The 13,766-nt window shown below is 65.7% G+C and carries 15 protein-coding genes; 7 read left to right on the forward strand and 8 right to left on the reverse strand.

Going from position 1 to position 13,766, the window contains the following annotated elements; genetic code table 11:
* Nucleotides 1-16 precede the first annotated feature (16 nt).
* From AC5Y2L_RS14185 to AC5Y2L_RS14200, 4 genes are read right to left on the reverse strand one after another with little or no spacing between them, the layout of a single operon-like run.
* Nucleotides 17-409 carry a type II toxin-antitoxin system VapC family toxin gene (locus AC5Y2L_RS14185; RefSeq protein WP_499935949.1) on the reverse strand — a complete coding sequence of 131 codons (393 nt, stop codon included), beginning with the start codon at nucleotides 407-409 and terminating at the stop codon, nucleotides 17-19.
* Nucleotides 406-651: an antitoxin VapB family protein gene (locus AC5Y2L_RS14190; RefSeq protein ID WP_499935947.1), complete on the reverse strand. Its 246-nt coding sequence runs from the start codon at nucleotides 649-651 to the stop codon at nucleotides 406-408. Before AC5Y2L_RS14190 ends, AC5Y2L_RS14185 begins: the two co-directional genes overlap by 4 nt.
* Nucleotides 652-693: 42 nt before the next feature.
* Nucleotides 694-1,233, reverse strand: a complete 540-nt coding sequence (locus tag AC5Y2L_RS14195) for a TetR family transcriptional regulator (protein ID WP_499935945.1) — start codon at nucleotides 1,231-1,233, stop codon at nucleotides 694-696.
* A complete protein-coding gene (locus tag AC5Y2L_RS14200; protein WP_499935944.1) occupies nucleotides 1,217-1,663 on the reverse strand; it encodes an SRPBCC family protein in 447 nt (148 codons plus the stop codon). The genes AC5Y2L_RS14195 and AC5Y2L_RS14200 overlap by 17 nt, the downstream gene beginning before the upstream one ends.
* A gap of 81 nt (nucleotides 1,664-1,744) precedes the next feature.
* Here AC5Y2L_RS14200 and AC5Y2L_RS14205 point away from each other — a divergent pair, with 81 nt between their 5' ends.
* The 3 genes from AC5Y2L_RS14205 to AC5Y2L_RS14215 are packed head-to-tail and all read left to right on the forward strand — an operon-like array spanning nucleotide 1,745 to nucleotide 4,316.
* Nucleotides 1,745-2,812: a DUF2855 family protein gene (locus tag AC5Y2L_RS14205; RefSeq protein WP_499935942.1), complete on the forward strand. Its 1,068-nt coding sequence runs from the start codon at nucleotides 1,745-1,747 to the stop codon at nucleotides 2,810-2,812.
* A complete protein-coding gene (locus AC5Y2L_RS14210) occupies nucleotides 2,809-3,573 on the forward strand; it encodes an alpha/beta fold hydrolase (protein ID WP_499935940.1) in 765 nt (254 codons plus the stop codon). The genes AC5Y2L_RS14205 and AC5Y2L_RS14210 overlap by 4 nt, the downstream gene beginning before the upstream one ends.
* Nucleotides 3,570-4,316 (forward strand): M15 family metallopeptidase, encoded by a 747-nt coding sequence (locus AC5Y2L_RS14215; protein ID WP_499935938.1) that lies wholly within the window; start codon nucleotides 3,570-3,572, stop codon nucleotides 4,314-4,316. Before AC5Y2L_RS14210 ends, AC5Y2L_RS14215 begins: the two co-directional genes overlap by 4 nt.
* A 4-nt stretch (nucleotides 4,317-4,320) precedes the next feature.
* Here the strand turns inward: AC5Y2L_RS14215 and AC5Y2L_RS14220 are convergent, their stop codons facing one another.
* Nucleotides 4,321-5,853 (reverse strand): serine hydrolase domain-containing protein, encoded by a 1,533-nt coding sequence (locus AC5Y2L_RS14220; protein WP_499935936.1) that lies wholly within the window; start codon nucleotides 5,851-5,853, stop codon nucleotides 4,321-4,323.
* Between the two features lie 135 nt (nucleotides 5,854-5,988).
* Between AC5Y2L_RS14220 and AC5Y2L_RS14225 the strand changes: the two genes are divergently transcribed.
* Nucleotides 5,989-6,783 carry a class I SAM-dependent methyltransferase gene (locus tag AC5Y2L_RS14225; RefSeq protein ID WP_499936191.1) on the forward strand — a complete coding sequence of 265 codons (795 nt, stop codon included), beginning with the start codon at nucleotides 5,989-5,991 and terminating at the stop codon, nucleotides 6,781-6,783.
* 22 nt (nucleotides 6,784-6,805) lie between these two features.
* A complete protein-coding gene (locus tag AC5Y2L_RS14230) occupies nucleotides 6,806-7,666 on the forward strand; it encodes a phytanoyl-CoA dioxygenase family protein (RefSeq protein ID WP_499935934.1) in 861 nt (286 codons plus the stop codon).
* Nucleotides 7,667-7,674: 8 nt separating this feature from the next.
* On the opposite strand, the gene AC5Y2L_RS14235 is transcribed toward AC5Y2L_RS14230, so the two are convergent.
* Nucleotides 7,675-9,726: a M13 family metallopeptidase gene (locus AC5Y2L_RS14235; RefSeq protein WP_499935932.1), complete on the reverse strand. Its 2,052-nt coding sequence runs from the start codon at nucleotides 9,724-9,726 to the stop codon at nucleotides 7,675-7,677.
* Between the two features lie 108 nt (nucleotides 9,727-9,834).
* Nucleotides 9,835-10,572, reverse strand: a complete 738-nt coding sequence (locus AC5Y2L_RS14240; RefSeq protein ID WP_499935931.1) for a FadR/GntR family transcriptional regulator — start codon at nucleotides 10,570-10,572, stop codon at nucleotides 9,835-9,837.
* 23 nt (nucleotides 10,573-10,595) lie between these two features.
* On the opposite strand from AC5Y2L_RS14240, the gene AC5Y2L_RS14245 reads away from it, so the two are divergent.
* Both AC5Y2L_RS14245 and AC5Y2L_RS14250 read left to right on the forward strand, forming a co-directional pair.
* Nucleotides 10,596-12,089 carry a carotenoid oxygenase family protein gene (locus tag AC5Y2L_RS14245; protein WP_499935929.1) on the forward strand — a complete coding sequence of 498 codons (1,494 nt, stop codon included), beginning with the start codon at nucleotides 10,596-10,598 and terminating at the stop codon, nucleotides 12,087-12,089.
* Nucleotides 12,086-13,240, forward strand: coding sequence for an acyl-CoA dehydrogenase family protein (locus AC5Y2L_RS14250; RefSeq protein ID WP_499935927.1), 1,155 nt, complete (start codon nucleotides 12,086-12,088; stop codon nucleotides 13,238-13,240). Before AC5Y2L_RS14245 ends, AC5Y2L_RS14250 begins: the two co-directional genes overlap by 4 nt.
* A gap of 9 nt (nucleotides 13,241-13,249) precedes the next feature.
* Here the strand turns inward: AC5Y2L_RS14250 and AC5Y2L_RS14255 are convergent, their stop codons facing one another.
* Complete coding sequence (locus AC5Y2L_RS14255; protein ID WP_499935926.1) at nucleotides 13,250-13,753, reverse strand: winged helix-turn-helix transcriptional regulator; 504 nt, start codon at nucleotides 13,751-13,753, stop codon at nucleotides 13,250-13,252.
* Nucleotides 13,754-13,766 lie beyond the last annotated feature (13 nt).

The raw sequence follows: 13,766 nt of genomic DNA on the forward strand, positions 1-13,766 counted from the left end.
AGCCGCCGCCCGCTGATCAACGGTATTGCACGATGCCGAGGCCATCGATACGACGGAAGTCCGCCACGTTCGCGGTGACTATCGGAATGCCCAATCGAAGGCTCGTGCAGCCGATCCACAGATCGTTGGCACCGATGAGTTCGCCGCGGCGACGCAGCTCCCGTACGACCTTTGCGTAGACCATTGCGGTCTGGTCGTCCACCGGGACCAGGGTGTGTCGCTCGCGCATGGCTTCGACGATCGGGTGCTCGACACGGTCGAATCCTTCCGCGAACTCGCCCAGCGCAATCGTCGAAAGGAACAGCTCGGCCTCGGGTGAGCGCTTGAGGAAACGATGCGCGGCGCCGTCGTCGTTACCCGCGGATCGTTCCCGCTGCAGGTCGATGAGAAACGTCGTGTCGACGCTCACCCGGAGCGCCACTGGTCTTCCGGCGGTGTGTCGGCGCGCTGTGCCTCATCGAGGCGGACGAGAACGTCGTCGGCCACTGTCGGTAGCTCAGCGAGTACATCGAGAAGCGCTGCTGCCGTGTGGAGTTCGTTGCGCCAGTGCGCACGCTTTATGACGCGCGAGAATGACTCGTTGGGCGACTGCCGAGCGGCCCGTAGGCGCTCGTATGCCTCCATATCGATCGATATCGTCTTGGTCGCCATAATGCATGTATACATGCATGGATCTGTGTATGCAATTCCAGTTCAGCGCCGGAGAAGTTGCGCAAATGCCTGCGCCGCCGCGGTCACACCGGCCTCGTCGTTGGTAGCCACTAGGTCGAGCAGCAGCCCGCGGGTGACAGCCAGGCCCAGGCGCACCAGCGCCGGGTCGCTGGCCCCGCCGGCCGCCTTGTCCACCTCGGCCAGCCAGGTGTCCACAGCGCCCGGCACCATGCGGACAAAAGGCTCCTCGCCCTGGACACCGCGGGAGTAGCACTCGAAGAAGAGCCGCTCGAACGGCCGTAGCTCAGGCCGGCACAGGATGGCCCACATCGCCGCGAAGCTGTCGGCAGGCGAGTCCGGCAGCTCCGCGAGGACCGCCATCTGGCGGCGTTCCACTTCCTCGACGATTGCCAGCAGCAGGTCACCACGGGAGGCGAAGTGGTGCAGCAACATTCGATGGCTGGTACCGACGGCGGCGGCCACCTCGCGCAGCGAACGGTCCCCGATGCCCCCGGCGGCGAATTCGTCGACTAGAGCATCGAGAAGCTGCTGGCGACGAGCGACGTCAGGAGTGCGGGCCAAGGGATTGCCGCAGTTGCTCGCTGCGGCCCTTGAGGCCCTGGGCTTCCATCTCGAGATAGCGGCGCGTCGTGCGGAGCATGAGCCGGCCGACGATCGCGCCTATCGGCCCCTGCTGGTCGAGCTTCTGCTCGACGAGCGTCCGGTCATCGGCGACTGCCGTCACGGTGTGAGTGGCCAGGGTGGTGCCGCCGGGGGAACTTTGCGCCCAGGTCCACGACACCCCAGGGGACACGTCGGTCACCTCCCACACGAGGGTCGGCAGTTTGGGCTGTTTGATCTGGTACCGCTTACCGACGGCCAGGGACGGCCCGTCCAGGGCGACCAGGCTGGTCACCGAGGCGGTCCATTCGGGCCATCGCTCGACATCGCTGAAGACCTCCCACACCAGGGACGCCGGTGCAGCGATCTCCACGCCGCTCTCAGTAATCATGTACCAGATGGTACATCAATCGTTGCCTCGGTGGCCAGTCCGATCTTTCCGATTACCGCCCACGCCCATAGGCTCGCCTCCATGGATTTCGAGTTGCGTCGCGACGACCTACACCAGACCCGTTTCCTGTTCGGCGATGCACCGACGCCGATTGGCGGGCAGGCGCTGCTGCGCGTCGAATCCTTCGGCCTGACGTCGAACAACATCACCTACGCGGTGTTCGGCGAGGCGATGAAGTACTGGGATTTCTTCCCCGCCTCCGACCCCGACTGGGGAAAGCTCAACGTCTGGGGCTACGCCCACGTCGAGGAATCGCGACATCCCGACCTGGCGGAGGGCAAGCGCGTCTACGGCTACCTGCCGTGCGCCAGCCACCTCCTGGTCATCCCCGACCGCATCAACGAGAAAGGCTTCATCGACGCCGCCCCGCACCGCGCGACGCTGCCCTCGGCCTACCAGGGCTACCGCGACGTCCACTCCGATCCGGTCTACTCGGCCAGTCGCGAGGCCGAACATATTCTCTTCTTCCCGCTCTTCTTCACCTCTTTCCTCATCGACGACTTCGTCGCCGACGAGGGCTTTTTCGGCGCGGACACCATCGTGATCTCCAGCGCGTCGTCGAAAACGGCGATCATCGCGGCCTACCTGCTGGCCAAGCGCGAAGGCATCGACATCGTGGGCCTGACCTCGGCGGGTAACAGCGAGTTCGTCAAGGGATTGGACGTCTACGACTCGGTGTACGGATACGACGACATCGCCGGATTGCCGGGCGACCGTGCGGTCTACATCGACATCTCCGGCGATGCCGCCATCCGCGCCGGCGTCCACTCCCACTACGGCGCACGGCTGGCCCACAGCGCCGCGGTCGGGATGACCCACTGGACCCAGATGGCGCAGGGCAGCGGAGAGCTCGCGGGGCCCAAGCCGGTGTTCTTCTTCGCGCCAGACCGGATCAAGAAGCGCGGATCCGATTGGGGCACAGCGAAACTGGACCTCAACGTGGCCGAGGCCTGGACGCCGTTCGCCGAGTGGGCGTCGAATTGGCTTCGGGTCGAACGGATCTCGAGCACCGACGACATTCAGCGGGCCTATCTCGAGTTGCTCGACGGGAAGGTCGACCCGTCCGTCGGCACCATTGTGGACCTGTGAACCGGCTGCAGCGCGACGACGGGGTCACGCTCGCCTACCAGGTGCACAACCCGCAGGCGTCGGGTGTGCCGCTATTGCTCACTCACGGTTTCGGCGCCACCGCGGGCATGTGGGCGTCCAATATCGATGCCTTGAGCATTGACCGGCCGGTGATCGTCTGGGATCAGCGCGGCCACGGCAGCAGTGACGCGCCCGAGGACATGGCCTGCTACAGCGAGCAGATCAGCGTGGCCGACATGGCGGCCGTTCTCGACGCCGCAGGCGCCGACCGGGCGGTGCTCGGCGGAATGTCCCTGGGCGGCTACCTATCGCTGGCGTTCCACCTCGTGCATCCGCACCGGGTGGCCGCGCTGGTGCTGGTCGACACCGGACCGGGGTATCGCAACGACGAAGCCCGCGCGAAGTGGAACGCATGGGTGGAACGGCGCGCCCAAAAGCTCGAGCGCGGCGAAGCGCCCGTCGACATGTCGGCGGAACTGGCGCAGGCGGTCCATGAGCATCCCGAGGGATTGCCTCGCGCCGCCCGCGGTGTGATGGCCCAAAAGGATGCTCGGGTGATCAACTCGCTCGACGGCATCGCGGTGCCCACGTTGGTGATCGTCGGTGCTAATGACACCGACTTCTTGGCGGGTGCCGATTACCTGCACCGAAAGATCCCCAACGCCCGCAAGGTGGTCATCGAGGGCGCGGGGCATGCGGCGAATATGGACCAGCCTGAGGCATTCAACGCCGCGGTGTGCGAACTCCTGGCGCAGCTGTGAGCACCCTGGACAGGCGCCGGATCGCGGTTGCGGCCGTACTCGTGACCGCCGCGCTGGTGCTGGTGCAGTGCAGCGCCGCGCCCCCACCGCATGCGGCGACCCCGGCATCGTCTGCGCCGCCGTCGCCGTCGCCGACCCCCGCGTCGTCGTCGGCCATTCCCCCGTCCGCCAGCACGCCACCCGCACCTGCCGGTGCGACGGTGCAGCCGGTCACCGCCGCGGATCTGGGCACCACCTGGCATCCGGGGTGCCCGGTCGAGCCCGAGCAGCTGCGCCGGGTCGACGTGGACTACATCGGTTTCGACGGCCAGACCCACCGCGGCACGCTGATCGTCCACGAAGAATTGGCGGCGGACACCGTCGCGGTCTTCGAGCAGCTGTACCGAATGGGTTATCCCGTCGAAAAGATCCGCACGGTCGACCACTACCCAGGCGCCGACGACGAATTGTCCATGGAGGACAACAACACTTCGGCATTCAACTGCCGGCTCATCCCGGGAACCAACGACTGGTCGCCACACGCCTACGGTCGGGCAATCGATATCAATACGCGGGTCAACCCGTGCCTATATGCCAACGGATATTTCGAACCGCAGAACGCAGCGGCGTACCTCGACCGCAGCCGCACCGATCCGGGGCTGCTGCACGACGGCGACCTAGCCGTGCGCGTTTTCACCGATCACGGTTGGCAATGGGGCGGCTATTGGACGACGCCCGATTACCAGCACTTCGAGCGGCCGTGAGCCGTTAAAGACCCAGGGCCTGCGCGGCTGCCGTCGCCACCTGACCTCGGATGTCCGAGATCGGTGAACTGCCCCGGGTATGAATCGCATTGGTGAGCAGCACCACGTAGCTGTCGGAGCCCGGGTCCAGCCACATCGAGGTACCGGTGAAGCCGGTATGGCCGAAGCTGCCGATGGGAAAGATCACCCCGCGCGGCATGGAGAGCGGCGTGTCGATGTCCCAGCCGAAGCCACGCAGATTCTGCCCCGCAATTGCCGGATAGTGTTGGGCGAACAGCGAATCCGCCTTATTGGGCCGCTTTGCGATGGCCTGCCGGGCGGCATCGTTTGCCGCTTCCAGTTGCCGTGCCGTATGTCCGGGCTGCTGCGGGGTCGTCATCAACTCCAAAGTTGCTTGGCTCAACGGGAATTCGCTCGGCCGACCGGCAAGCCGATCGAGCAGCGCCTGCGCGAAGATGCCGACGTCCTGCGCCGTCGAGAACACACCGGCGTGCCCGGCCACCCCTCCCATGCGCCGCGCCGTCGTGTCATGCACGGTGCCCCGGAGCAGCTGATCGAGATTGGGATTCCTGGCCGGCTCGGCCCTGCTCTCCTCGTCACGCGCGGTCGGTGCGATGCGCGACAACAGCCCGACGTTCCAGGTGCCCGCGCCGCAACCGGCGGGGCCGGCGCTTACCGGCGCGGAAGCAACCGCAGCCCCGCGCACCGTGTGCGGACCGCATGCCTTGGCGGCGGGCAGGTAGCGAGTGTCTTGCATACCAAGGGGCGCGAATACGTGTTGTCGTACGTAGACGTCTTCGGCCTCGCCGGTGAGCTTCTCGAGCAATGCGCCGAGCAGGATGAAGTTGATATCGGAGTAGTGGAAAACCTCCCCGGGACCCGCCTGCAGCGGCGTCGTCAGAGCCCGAAAAATGCCCTCCGCTTTATCGGTTCTGTCCAGTCCCCACGGGTCTTTTAGTTCAACGTCTCCCGGTTCGCCCGAGGTGTGGGTGAGCAGCATGCGAACCGTCACCTTGGCGCGCACCGGGTCGTTCGCCGGGTTGAAGTCGGGCAAATACTGCTGCACGGGATCGTCGAATGCGACGCTGCCTTGTTCGTAGAGCTGCATGACGGCGGTCGCCGTGGCCAGGATCTTGGTCAACGACGCCAAGTCGAAGATCGTGTCCTCGGTCATCGGCTCCGCCGGTTCAGGCAACCCGCTCAACCCCGGTTCGCCGGCGAGCTTGCGGGAACCATAGGCCTGGTGGAAGGCGATCCGACCACCGTGTCCGATCAGCACCACAGCCCCCGGCATCCTGTTGGCCGCAATGGCATCGGTGATCAGCTTGGACACCTTGGCGAACTCGAGTGCGGCTGCCGGATCGGGCGGTGCAGACGGCGTCGTCGTGGTGGGCGCCGGAAGCGCAGGAGGAAGTGGCGCCGCAGCCGCCGGCGGCGACCCATGCCCGGAGTCGTTCACCGCGGTGTGCGCCGCTTGGCCACGGGAGCAGGCCGTGAGCGCAACGAAGACCGTTCCAATGGCAATGGCCTTTCGCATCTGATTCCCGCCGCCGCGTTCACCGCATTCCAGCGGTGGTCTTCTCGCGATGCTGTGTCCGGCAGAGCGGCTTGTCAAGCATTCGGCAACCGCAGGCAACGAATGTCGCCGCTCGCAGGCGAAGCATCATCCATGATGGACGTCATGGTCCCAGAGACTTTCGACGTCGACAGCATGCCTCGCGGCGGACCGGATGCATCGCTTCTGGACCGATGGTTGCAGACCGATCGGCTGGAATACCTGGACCGCGACGACTCCGAACACCTGAAACGCAAGGTTGTGCGGTCGCTGGACCGCCTGGGCCGATATTTGGGAATGCACAAGAAGTTCGCTGAACTGGCAGTCGAGCAAGTGGCTGACATACCCGAGCCGACGATCCTCGAACTCGGCTCCGGCCACGGCGGGCTGTCGCGGGCGATGCTGACGATGCATCCCACCGCCCATGTCACGGTCACCGACATCGAGCCCGCGTCGGTGGCCGCCATCGCCGCAAGCGAGTTGGGCCGCCACCCCCGCGCGGTGGTCCGCGAGATGGATGCCACCGCCATTGACGCGCCCGACGGAAAGTACGACCTTGCCGTGTTGGCGCTGTCCTTCCACCACCTGCGACCGTCGCTGGCCGCCCGAGCATTAGCCGAAGGCACCCGGGTCGCCGACAAATTCCTGATCATCGATTTCCGTCGCCCACCCGCATGGCCCCACCTGTTCGGATTGGCGCTGCGGCTACCATTCGCAGCGCTGTGGCCGACGGCGCATGACGGGCTGATCAGCTCGCTGCGCGCCTACAGCCCGTCGGCGCTGCGCGCGTTGGCCCGGTACGCCGGGCCGGACATCACCCTCGACCTGCGCGGCGGGCCGCTCCGACCGCAGATCGTGGTGGCCAGCAGATCCCGTCGGGATTCGCAAGCGGCTCAACCGAACTCGGCTTAGTCAGCGGCATAAGGACGGCCCAATGGACATCGACGACGAGTCCGTCACCACCCTGGAGGACCTTCGGGGTGATCTGGCGCAGCGGTACAAATGGGCACCGACCGGCGGAAGCTCCGTCGACAGCGCGATCGTGGAGGCCGACTTGGCGGCAATCGACCGCGACGGCTACGTCGTCTGGCCGAACCTGCTGAGCCCAGCGGAGTGCGGACAAATCCGTGCGACCGTGCGCCCGTGGCTCGGACCCACCGGACGCAACTCCTTCGAGGGCCGCCGTACCCAGCGCATCTACAGCGTGCTGAGCCGGACGCGAGTCTGCGACCGGCTGGTCGACCATCCGCGGGTGCTGGCGGTGCTGGATCGGTTGCTGATGCCCAACTATCTGCTTTCGGCGTTGCAGGCCATCAACATTCAGCCCGGCGAGACCGCGCAGTTGCCGCATCATGACGACGGCTTCTATCCGGTTCCGCGTCCGCGGCCACCGTTGGCGGCGGCGACGATCTGGGCGATCGACGACTTCACCGCCGACAACGGCGCCACCGTCCTCATCCCCGGCAGCCACCGCTGGGGCAAACGTCGCCCCACCCCGGAGGATCCCGCGATACCGGTGGTGATGCCCGCCGGCTCCTGCGTCTTCTTCGTCGGCACCCTCTGGCACGGCGGAGGTGCCAACACCACCGCCGCTGACCGGCTCGCCGTCACCGCCCAGTACTGCCAACCGTGGCTGCGGCCGATGGAGGCCTTCACCTTGTCGATCTCGCGCGATATCGCCCGAGCGGTCTCCGACGACATCCGCCGCATGCTGGGCTACAGCATCCATCCGCCCTTCGTCGGCGCGGTCGACGGGCTGCACCCCCTGCGGCTGCTGGAAACCGGGGAGGACTAGCAGCCGGGTCACCAGACCCGGACGCGGTCCTCGGGCTTGAGAAACAGCGAGTCGCCGGGCTGGACGTTGAACGCGGCATACCACTCGTCCATGTTGCGGACGATCCCGTTGACCCGGAACTTCGCGGGGCTGTGGACGTCCGACATCAACCGGCTGCGCACAGTTTGGGGACGGCAGATCTCCTTCCAGCTCGCCGCGAAGGCGATGAAGAACCGCTGGTCTCCGGTGAGGCCGTCGATTATCGGCGCCTCTTTTCCGCCGAGGGACAGCCGGTAGGCGTCGTACGCGATGCGCAGTCCGGCGAGATCGGCGATGTTCTCGCCGAGTGTCAGCTTCCCGTTGATGCGATTGCCCGGTAGCGGCTCATACCCGTTGAACTGCTCGACGAGCTTGTCCGACTCGCGCACATAGCGCTCGGCGTCGGCGGGCGTCCACCAATCGCGCTGCACGCCGGTGCCGTCGCTCTTGCGGCCTTGGTCGTCGAAGGCGTGGCTCATCTCGTGGCCGATTGTGGCCCCGATGGCGCCATAGTTCGCCGCGGGATCGGCCGCGGGATCAAAGTTCGGCGGCTGCAGGATCGCGGCGGGAAACACGATGTCGTTGAGCCGCGGAGAGTAGTAGGCGTTGTTGGTCTGCGGCGTCATGTCCCATTCGCCGCGGTCGATGGGCTTTCCCAACTTGCTGACGTCGTCGTTCCAGGACCACACGGCCAGATTGTTCTCGTTGCCGACGAGGTCGCGCGCGTCGATCTTGACCGTCGCGTAGGACTTCCACTTGTCCGGATAGCCGATCTTGGCAACCAGTGCTGCCAGTTTCGCCTGCGCTTCTTTTTTGGTCTCCGGTGCCATCCACGACGCGCCGTCGATGCGCTTGCTGTACGCCTTGCGGAGATTCTCGACCAGCGCTCGCGCGCTGTCGCGGGTCTGCTGACTGAAGTGCGCGTGCACGTAAAGCTCGCCGACCGGGTCGCCGAGTTCATTGCTCACCCGCGAAACACCGCGCTTTTCCCGCGGTGCGCGCTCCTGGGCGCCCGCCATCGTGCGTCCGTAGAAGTCGAACAGTTCATCGGCGAACGGCGTCGAAAGCTCACTGCCGTATGAATGCAGGACGTGGTAGCGCTGGTACGCCTTCCACGCGTCCAACGGCTCGGTAGCGAAAAGCCTTGCGGTGCTGCGCAATACGTCGGGCATGCCGACCTGCAGGTCGGTGGTCGGCGGCAACTTCAGCGCGTCGAACATCTCGTGCAGCGGCGCGCCCTGCCCAATCTGCTCCACCTCTGCACGCGGCATGATGTTGGTGGTCTGCTCGACGTTGCGCGCAAGCTCCCGCGGCAGTTGCACCTCGGCCAGCTTGGTTTCCAAGGCAAGCAACTGTTCGGCCTGTTGCTGCGCATCGGCGTAACCGGCCAGACCCAGCAGCTTGGCGACGTGCGCGACGAACTTGTTTCGCAGCTCCACCGATTCAGGATCGGTGTTGACGTAATAGCCGCGGTCACCGAGCGAAAGCCCGCCCTGCCAGATCTTGGGTAGGTAGCGGGTCGGCGTCTTCGGGTCGATATCCACCGACACCGGGAACGGGTCGTCCACCCGGGTCTTGCCGTTGAAGGAAACCAGAACCGCGTTGAGCCCCGGCCTGTCGGTGATGGCATCGATCGACGTGAGCAGGGACCGCACGGGCTCGACGCCCTTCTTGTTCAGCAGCTCCTCGTTCATGTACGAGGCGTAGAGATCGCCGATCTGCTGCGAGATATCACCCGCCGCAGCGTGTTTCGCGGCAGCGCTCTGGACGATCGCCTTGAGGTCCGCGTCCAGCTGGTTTTGGATGTCGAGATTGACGCCCGCGCAGACCCGGTCCGCAGGGATCTTGGCGTTCTTCACCCAACTGCCGACGACATAGTCGAAAAAATCGTTGCCGGGCCGCACCGACCTGTCCATGTCGGCCAGGTCGACGCCCCAGCTGCCGATTTTGGCCTTGGGCGGCTGCGGCGCCGGTCGGTCACATCCGACGAGCACCAACCCGGTGGCCAGGGACAGAGCCACCGCCCGAACGAATGCGCGCACCGCGAACCCTCCATGAGCTGAGACCGGCATGTCTGCTGACCGCCACAGGCAATTTACTGCGGCGGCTTACGGACCGCATTTGGTGCACCGGCTAACACGGCCGAGGGATCACCGCCACGGGAGGTCGGTGTGGTCAGTGCCCCAGCGTGACGGGGGAATCATCGGTGCGCCGGCCAACCCGGAGGCTTCGACGTGTCGGAGGGCCGCGTCGAGGTGTTGGCGCATCCGGCGCTCGGCTTTCCGCGGGTCTGCCGCAGCGATAGCGTCGGCGATCGCGCGGTGTGATCTGGCGGCTTCGGCGCGGTCGTACTGAGTGATGTCCTGTTCGGCGGCAGCCCAGCGGACCGCTTGCTCCACCGCGGCCAGCACGGTTGTGAGCAGAGCGTTTCCGCTCGAACGCACCACGAGTTCGTGGAATTCGTGGTATCCGCGGCCGTCGGGCGCGATGCCGCGCTCGGCAACTTCGACGATTGCCGCTCGCTCCTCCGGCGAGGCGTGTTCGGCGACCAACGCTGTCGCCGACGGTTCGAGCATCTTGCGGAATGAAAGGAGGTCACCCCACGTCGCCCCGGTCAGCGTGAGCAATTGCACCAACGAGCGAGCGGCCCGCTGGGGTTCGGGGTGACGGATCCGCACACCGCCGCGGCCCTGGGTTGTCTCGGTAAGGCCTTCGGCGTCGAGCAATCGCAGCGCAACGCGGACCGTTTCGCGGCTGACGCCAAGCTGGTTCACCAGCTCGGTTTCGGTGGGTAGCGAGTCCCCCGGGGAAAGCTCACCGCTGAGGATGCGACGCCGCAGCGCACCGGCGACGATATCGGGGGCGCGGGCGGGTTTCGCAACGGTCATGCGACTTAGTATACTAAGCAGCCATGGTGGCGATCCCCAACGCGGCAGTACTCACCGGGGCGTTTCGCCCGATGAGGTTCGAGGCAACCGTCGAGGACTGCGTCACGACGTTCGGCGAGATCCCCCGAGGACTGTCCGGCGGGTTCTATCGCGTGGGCCCGACGTTCAAGCGGCCGACCAAGCAAGGCGGCAACGGACTGCTGGCCATGGACGGCATGGTGCAAGGCCTGGTGTTCGAGAACGGCCGGGCCGATTTCCGCAACCGCTGGGTCCGCACGCCCAAATACCTGCTCGAGGAGCGCCACGGGCGCAGCGTATTCTGCTGGGCCGACGGCGACTGGGTCGATTGGCGCAACATCGGGTTCGGCCCGGCCATCCGTGACGAGCTCACCCGCGGAATCCCGCAGGGCACCAGCAACATCAATTGCTTCCCGTTCGCCGGCGAGATCCTTGCCTCCGGCGAGCAGGGCGGTCCACCCGTCGCGCTGGATCCCCTGACATTGGAAACCCGAGGGATTGTCGGCTGGTCACCGCAGCTGTCGCGCGGCATCTTCGACCAAGCGGGTTTCGGCGATGCCGCATTCACCGCGCACCCGAAGTGGGACCATGCCACCGGCACCCTGTACGGCTGGTCGTACAGCGACCGGCGCCCGTATGTGACCGTTCACGTGGTTCGGCCGGACGGCACCGTGACTTCACGCGAGCTCTGGGAGGCACCGTACTGCTCGGAAGTTCACGACATGTGGTTGACGCCCGAGTGGATGGTGTTGCCGTTCCAGGGGTTTGCGTTCGAACCTGACCGGGTGCGCCGCGGGCTCTCGGTCCAGGCATGGAATCCGGAGCTACCGATCGTCCTGGCGTTGGTGCCGCGCAACGACGTTGCACACGGCGACATTCGTTGGATTACCGCAGAAGTCGAGCCGCAGTACGTGATGCATACGCTGTCGGCCAACGTCGTCGACGACACCATCACGCTGGACGCGCCCATCTTCGAGCGGCCGCCTTTCCCGCTCGACATCGATGGTTTCGAAGGTGACGATGTCGCGCTGTTCTTCAACCTGGCCCGCAGCACGCTGGGCCGCTGGAGCGTCGACTTGCGGGCCGGCACTGTCAAATCCGAGATGCTCAACGACCGACCCGCCGAGCTGCCGAAGGTCGACGAACGATACTACGGGCGTGGCCATCGGTGGGGCTACCTCATCGGGGGCGACGCGAAGGGCGACGGAATGCGGATGCACAGTCTCGTCGTGCGAGATATCGAAACGGGGAACGAGCAGGAGTACCGGTTGCGCCACGAGCGGCCGTCGCTGGTGATGGAGCCGACGTTCGCGCCGCGCGAGCCTGATGCTCCAGAGGGCGACGGTTTTCTGATAGTGCCGGTGTCGAGGTGGACCGAAAACCTGGGCGAGTACGTCATTTTCGACACTTCCGACATCACGAGCGGTCCGGTGTGCCGCATCGAGATCCCGTTCCTGCTGGGCTTCACACCACACGGCCATTGGATGGATTTCCGATGACGGCCGCGCTGAGCGCGGCCGAAGAGGCCGAACTGCGCACGTCGGTGCACGGCATCGTCGCGAAGTTCGGCAACGACTATTTCACCCGGTGCAGCGAGACGTTGCAGCACCCCACCGAGCTATGGGACGCGCTCGCGGCGGGCGGGTTCGTCGGGGTCAATCTCCCGGAGCAATATGGCGGCGGCGGAATGGGATTGACCGCTTTGAGCATTGTCGCCGAGGAGGCTGCCGCCGCGGGGTGCCCGGAGATCATGCTGATGATCTCGCCGGGCATCGTCGGCAGCCTGCTGTCCAGGCATGCGACGCCCCAACAGAAGCAGCGCTGGTTGGCGCCGATGGCAGCAGGCACCGCCAAATTCGCATTCGCGATCACCGAGCCGGACGCGGGCTCCAATTCCCACCACATCAGCACCACCGCGCGTCGGGCGGGCGACAAGTACTACATCACCGGGCAGAAGACGTTCATCACCGCCATCGACCAGGCCGATGCGGTCTTGGTCGTCGCCCGCACCGGCATGGATTCCGCAGGCCGCGGCCAACTTTCGCTCTTCATGGTCGACGCTGACGCGCCAGGACTCGAAATGCACCGCATTCCCATGACTTTCGAGATCACCGACAAGTCATTCTCGGTCTTCTTCGACGACGTGGCGGTCGGCGCCGATTGCCTTGTCGGCGGCGAAGGCAACGGTCTGCGTGTCGCATTCGACGGAATGAATCCCGAACGGGTGATCATCGCATCGATCTGCAACGGTGTGGGCCGCTACGCCATGGAAAAGGCGGTCGAATACGCGCGAGAGCGCCGAGTCTGGAACGTGCCGATAGGCGCTCACCAAGGTGTGGCACATCCGTTGGCGGAGGCCAAAATAGCGCTCGAAGCGGCGCGGTTGATGACCAGGCACGCCGCCGCCGGAGTCGACCGCGGCGCAGACGCCGGCGAGGCGAGCAATATGGCCAAGTTCTTGGCGGCGGACGCGGCAACTCGCTGCGTCGACCAGGCCATCGAGGTGCACGGCGGCAGCGGCTTCACCAGAGAAGTCGCGCTCGCCAACATGTACGAGTTCGTGCGGCTGTTCAAGACCGTGCCGATCACCCGCGCCATGGTGTTGAACTACGTCGCCCAGCACAGCCTCGGCCTGCCCAAATCGTATTGAGCGCAAGGGCTATTGGCTCTGCGGTGCCATATCCGGCACGGAGGCCCAGGGCGTTCCCCATCCTTGCCGCGCCCCCGGTCCGGGGGCAATCCCGGTGTCGTGGGCGCGAAGCGGCTGACCGCAAACCGAGCAGCTGATCGCCGCCTGGGTGCGCTCGCCGCATGAGTTGTGTCGGATGAGCATTGGCTCGCCATCGCTGGAAACCCAGCGGTCTCCCCACGCCATCAATGCGAGCAGCACGTCCATGAGCTCCTGACCCTTGGCGGTGAGCACATACTCGTATCGATCGGGCTCGCGCTGGTATCGCCTGCGCTCAACCACTCCCACCTCGACAAGGGTCTTCAAGCGGTCGGTCAGCACCTTGCGCGAGATGTTGAGGTTGCGTTGGATGTCGTCGAACCTGTGTCGCCCGAGCCACATGTCACGAATGATCAGCGGCGTCCACGGCTCACCGACGACGTCGAGGCTGCGGGCGATGGAACAGGCCATCCCCGAAAACGAAGTTCGCTGCATGGTCGTCACAGCT

It is taken from the genome of Mycobacterium sp. NGS66, assembly GCF_059812225.1.

What these genes read in the sequence shown, in the direction of transcription:
- AC5Y2L_RS14240 (WP_499935931.1), bottom strand. Translation starts at nt 10,572, where the DNA reads ATGACCGTTGCGAAACCCGCCCGCGCCCCCGATATCGTCGCCGGTGCG.
- AC5Y2L_RS14255 (WP_499935926.1), bottom strand. Translation starts at nt 13,753, where the DNA reads ATGCAGCGAACTTCGTTTTCGGGGATGGCCTGTTCCATCGCCCGCAGC.
- AC5Y2L_RS14250 (WP_499935927.1), top strand. Translation starts at nt 12,086, where the DNA reads ATGACGGCCGCGCTGAGCGCGGCCGAAGAGGCCGAACTGCGCACGTCG.
- AC5Y2L_RS14245 (WP_499935929.1), top strand. Translation starts at nt 10,596, where the DNA reads ATGGTGGCGATCCCCAACGCGGCAGTACTCACCGGGGCGTTTCGCCCG.
- AC5Y2L_RS14230 (WP_499935934.1), top strand. Translation starts at nt 6,806, where the DNA reads ATGGACATCGACGACGAGTCCGTCACCACCCTGGAGGACCTTCGGGGT.
- AC5Y2L_RS14205 (WP_499935942.1), top strand. Translation starts at nt 1,745, where the DNA reads ATGGATTTCGAGTTGCGTCGCGACGACCTACACCAGACCCGTTTCCTG.
- AC5Y2L_RS14200 (WP_499935944.1), bottom strand. Translation starts at nt 1,663, where the DNA reads ATGATTACTGAGAGCGGCGTGGAGATCGCTGCACCGGCGTCCCTGGTG.
- AC5Y2L_RS14225 (WP_499936191.1), top strand. Translation starts at nt 5,989, where the DNA reads ATGGACGTCATGGTCCCAGAGACTTTCGACGTCGACAGCATGCCTCGC.
- AC5Y2L_RS14220 (WP_499935936.1), bottom strand. Translation starts at nt 5,853, where the DNA reads ATGCGAAAGGCCATTGCCATTGGAACGGTCTTCGTTGCGCTCACGGCC.
- AC5Y2L_RS14190 (WP_499935947.1), bottom strand. Translation starts at nt 651, where the DNA reads ATGGCGACCAAGACGATATCGATCGATATGGAGGCATACGAGCGCCTA.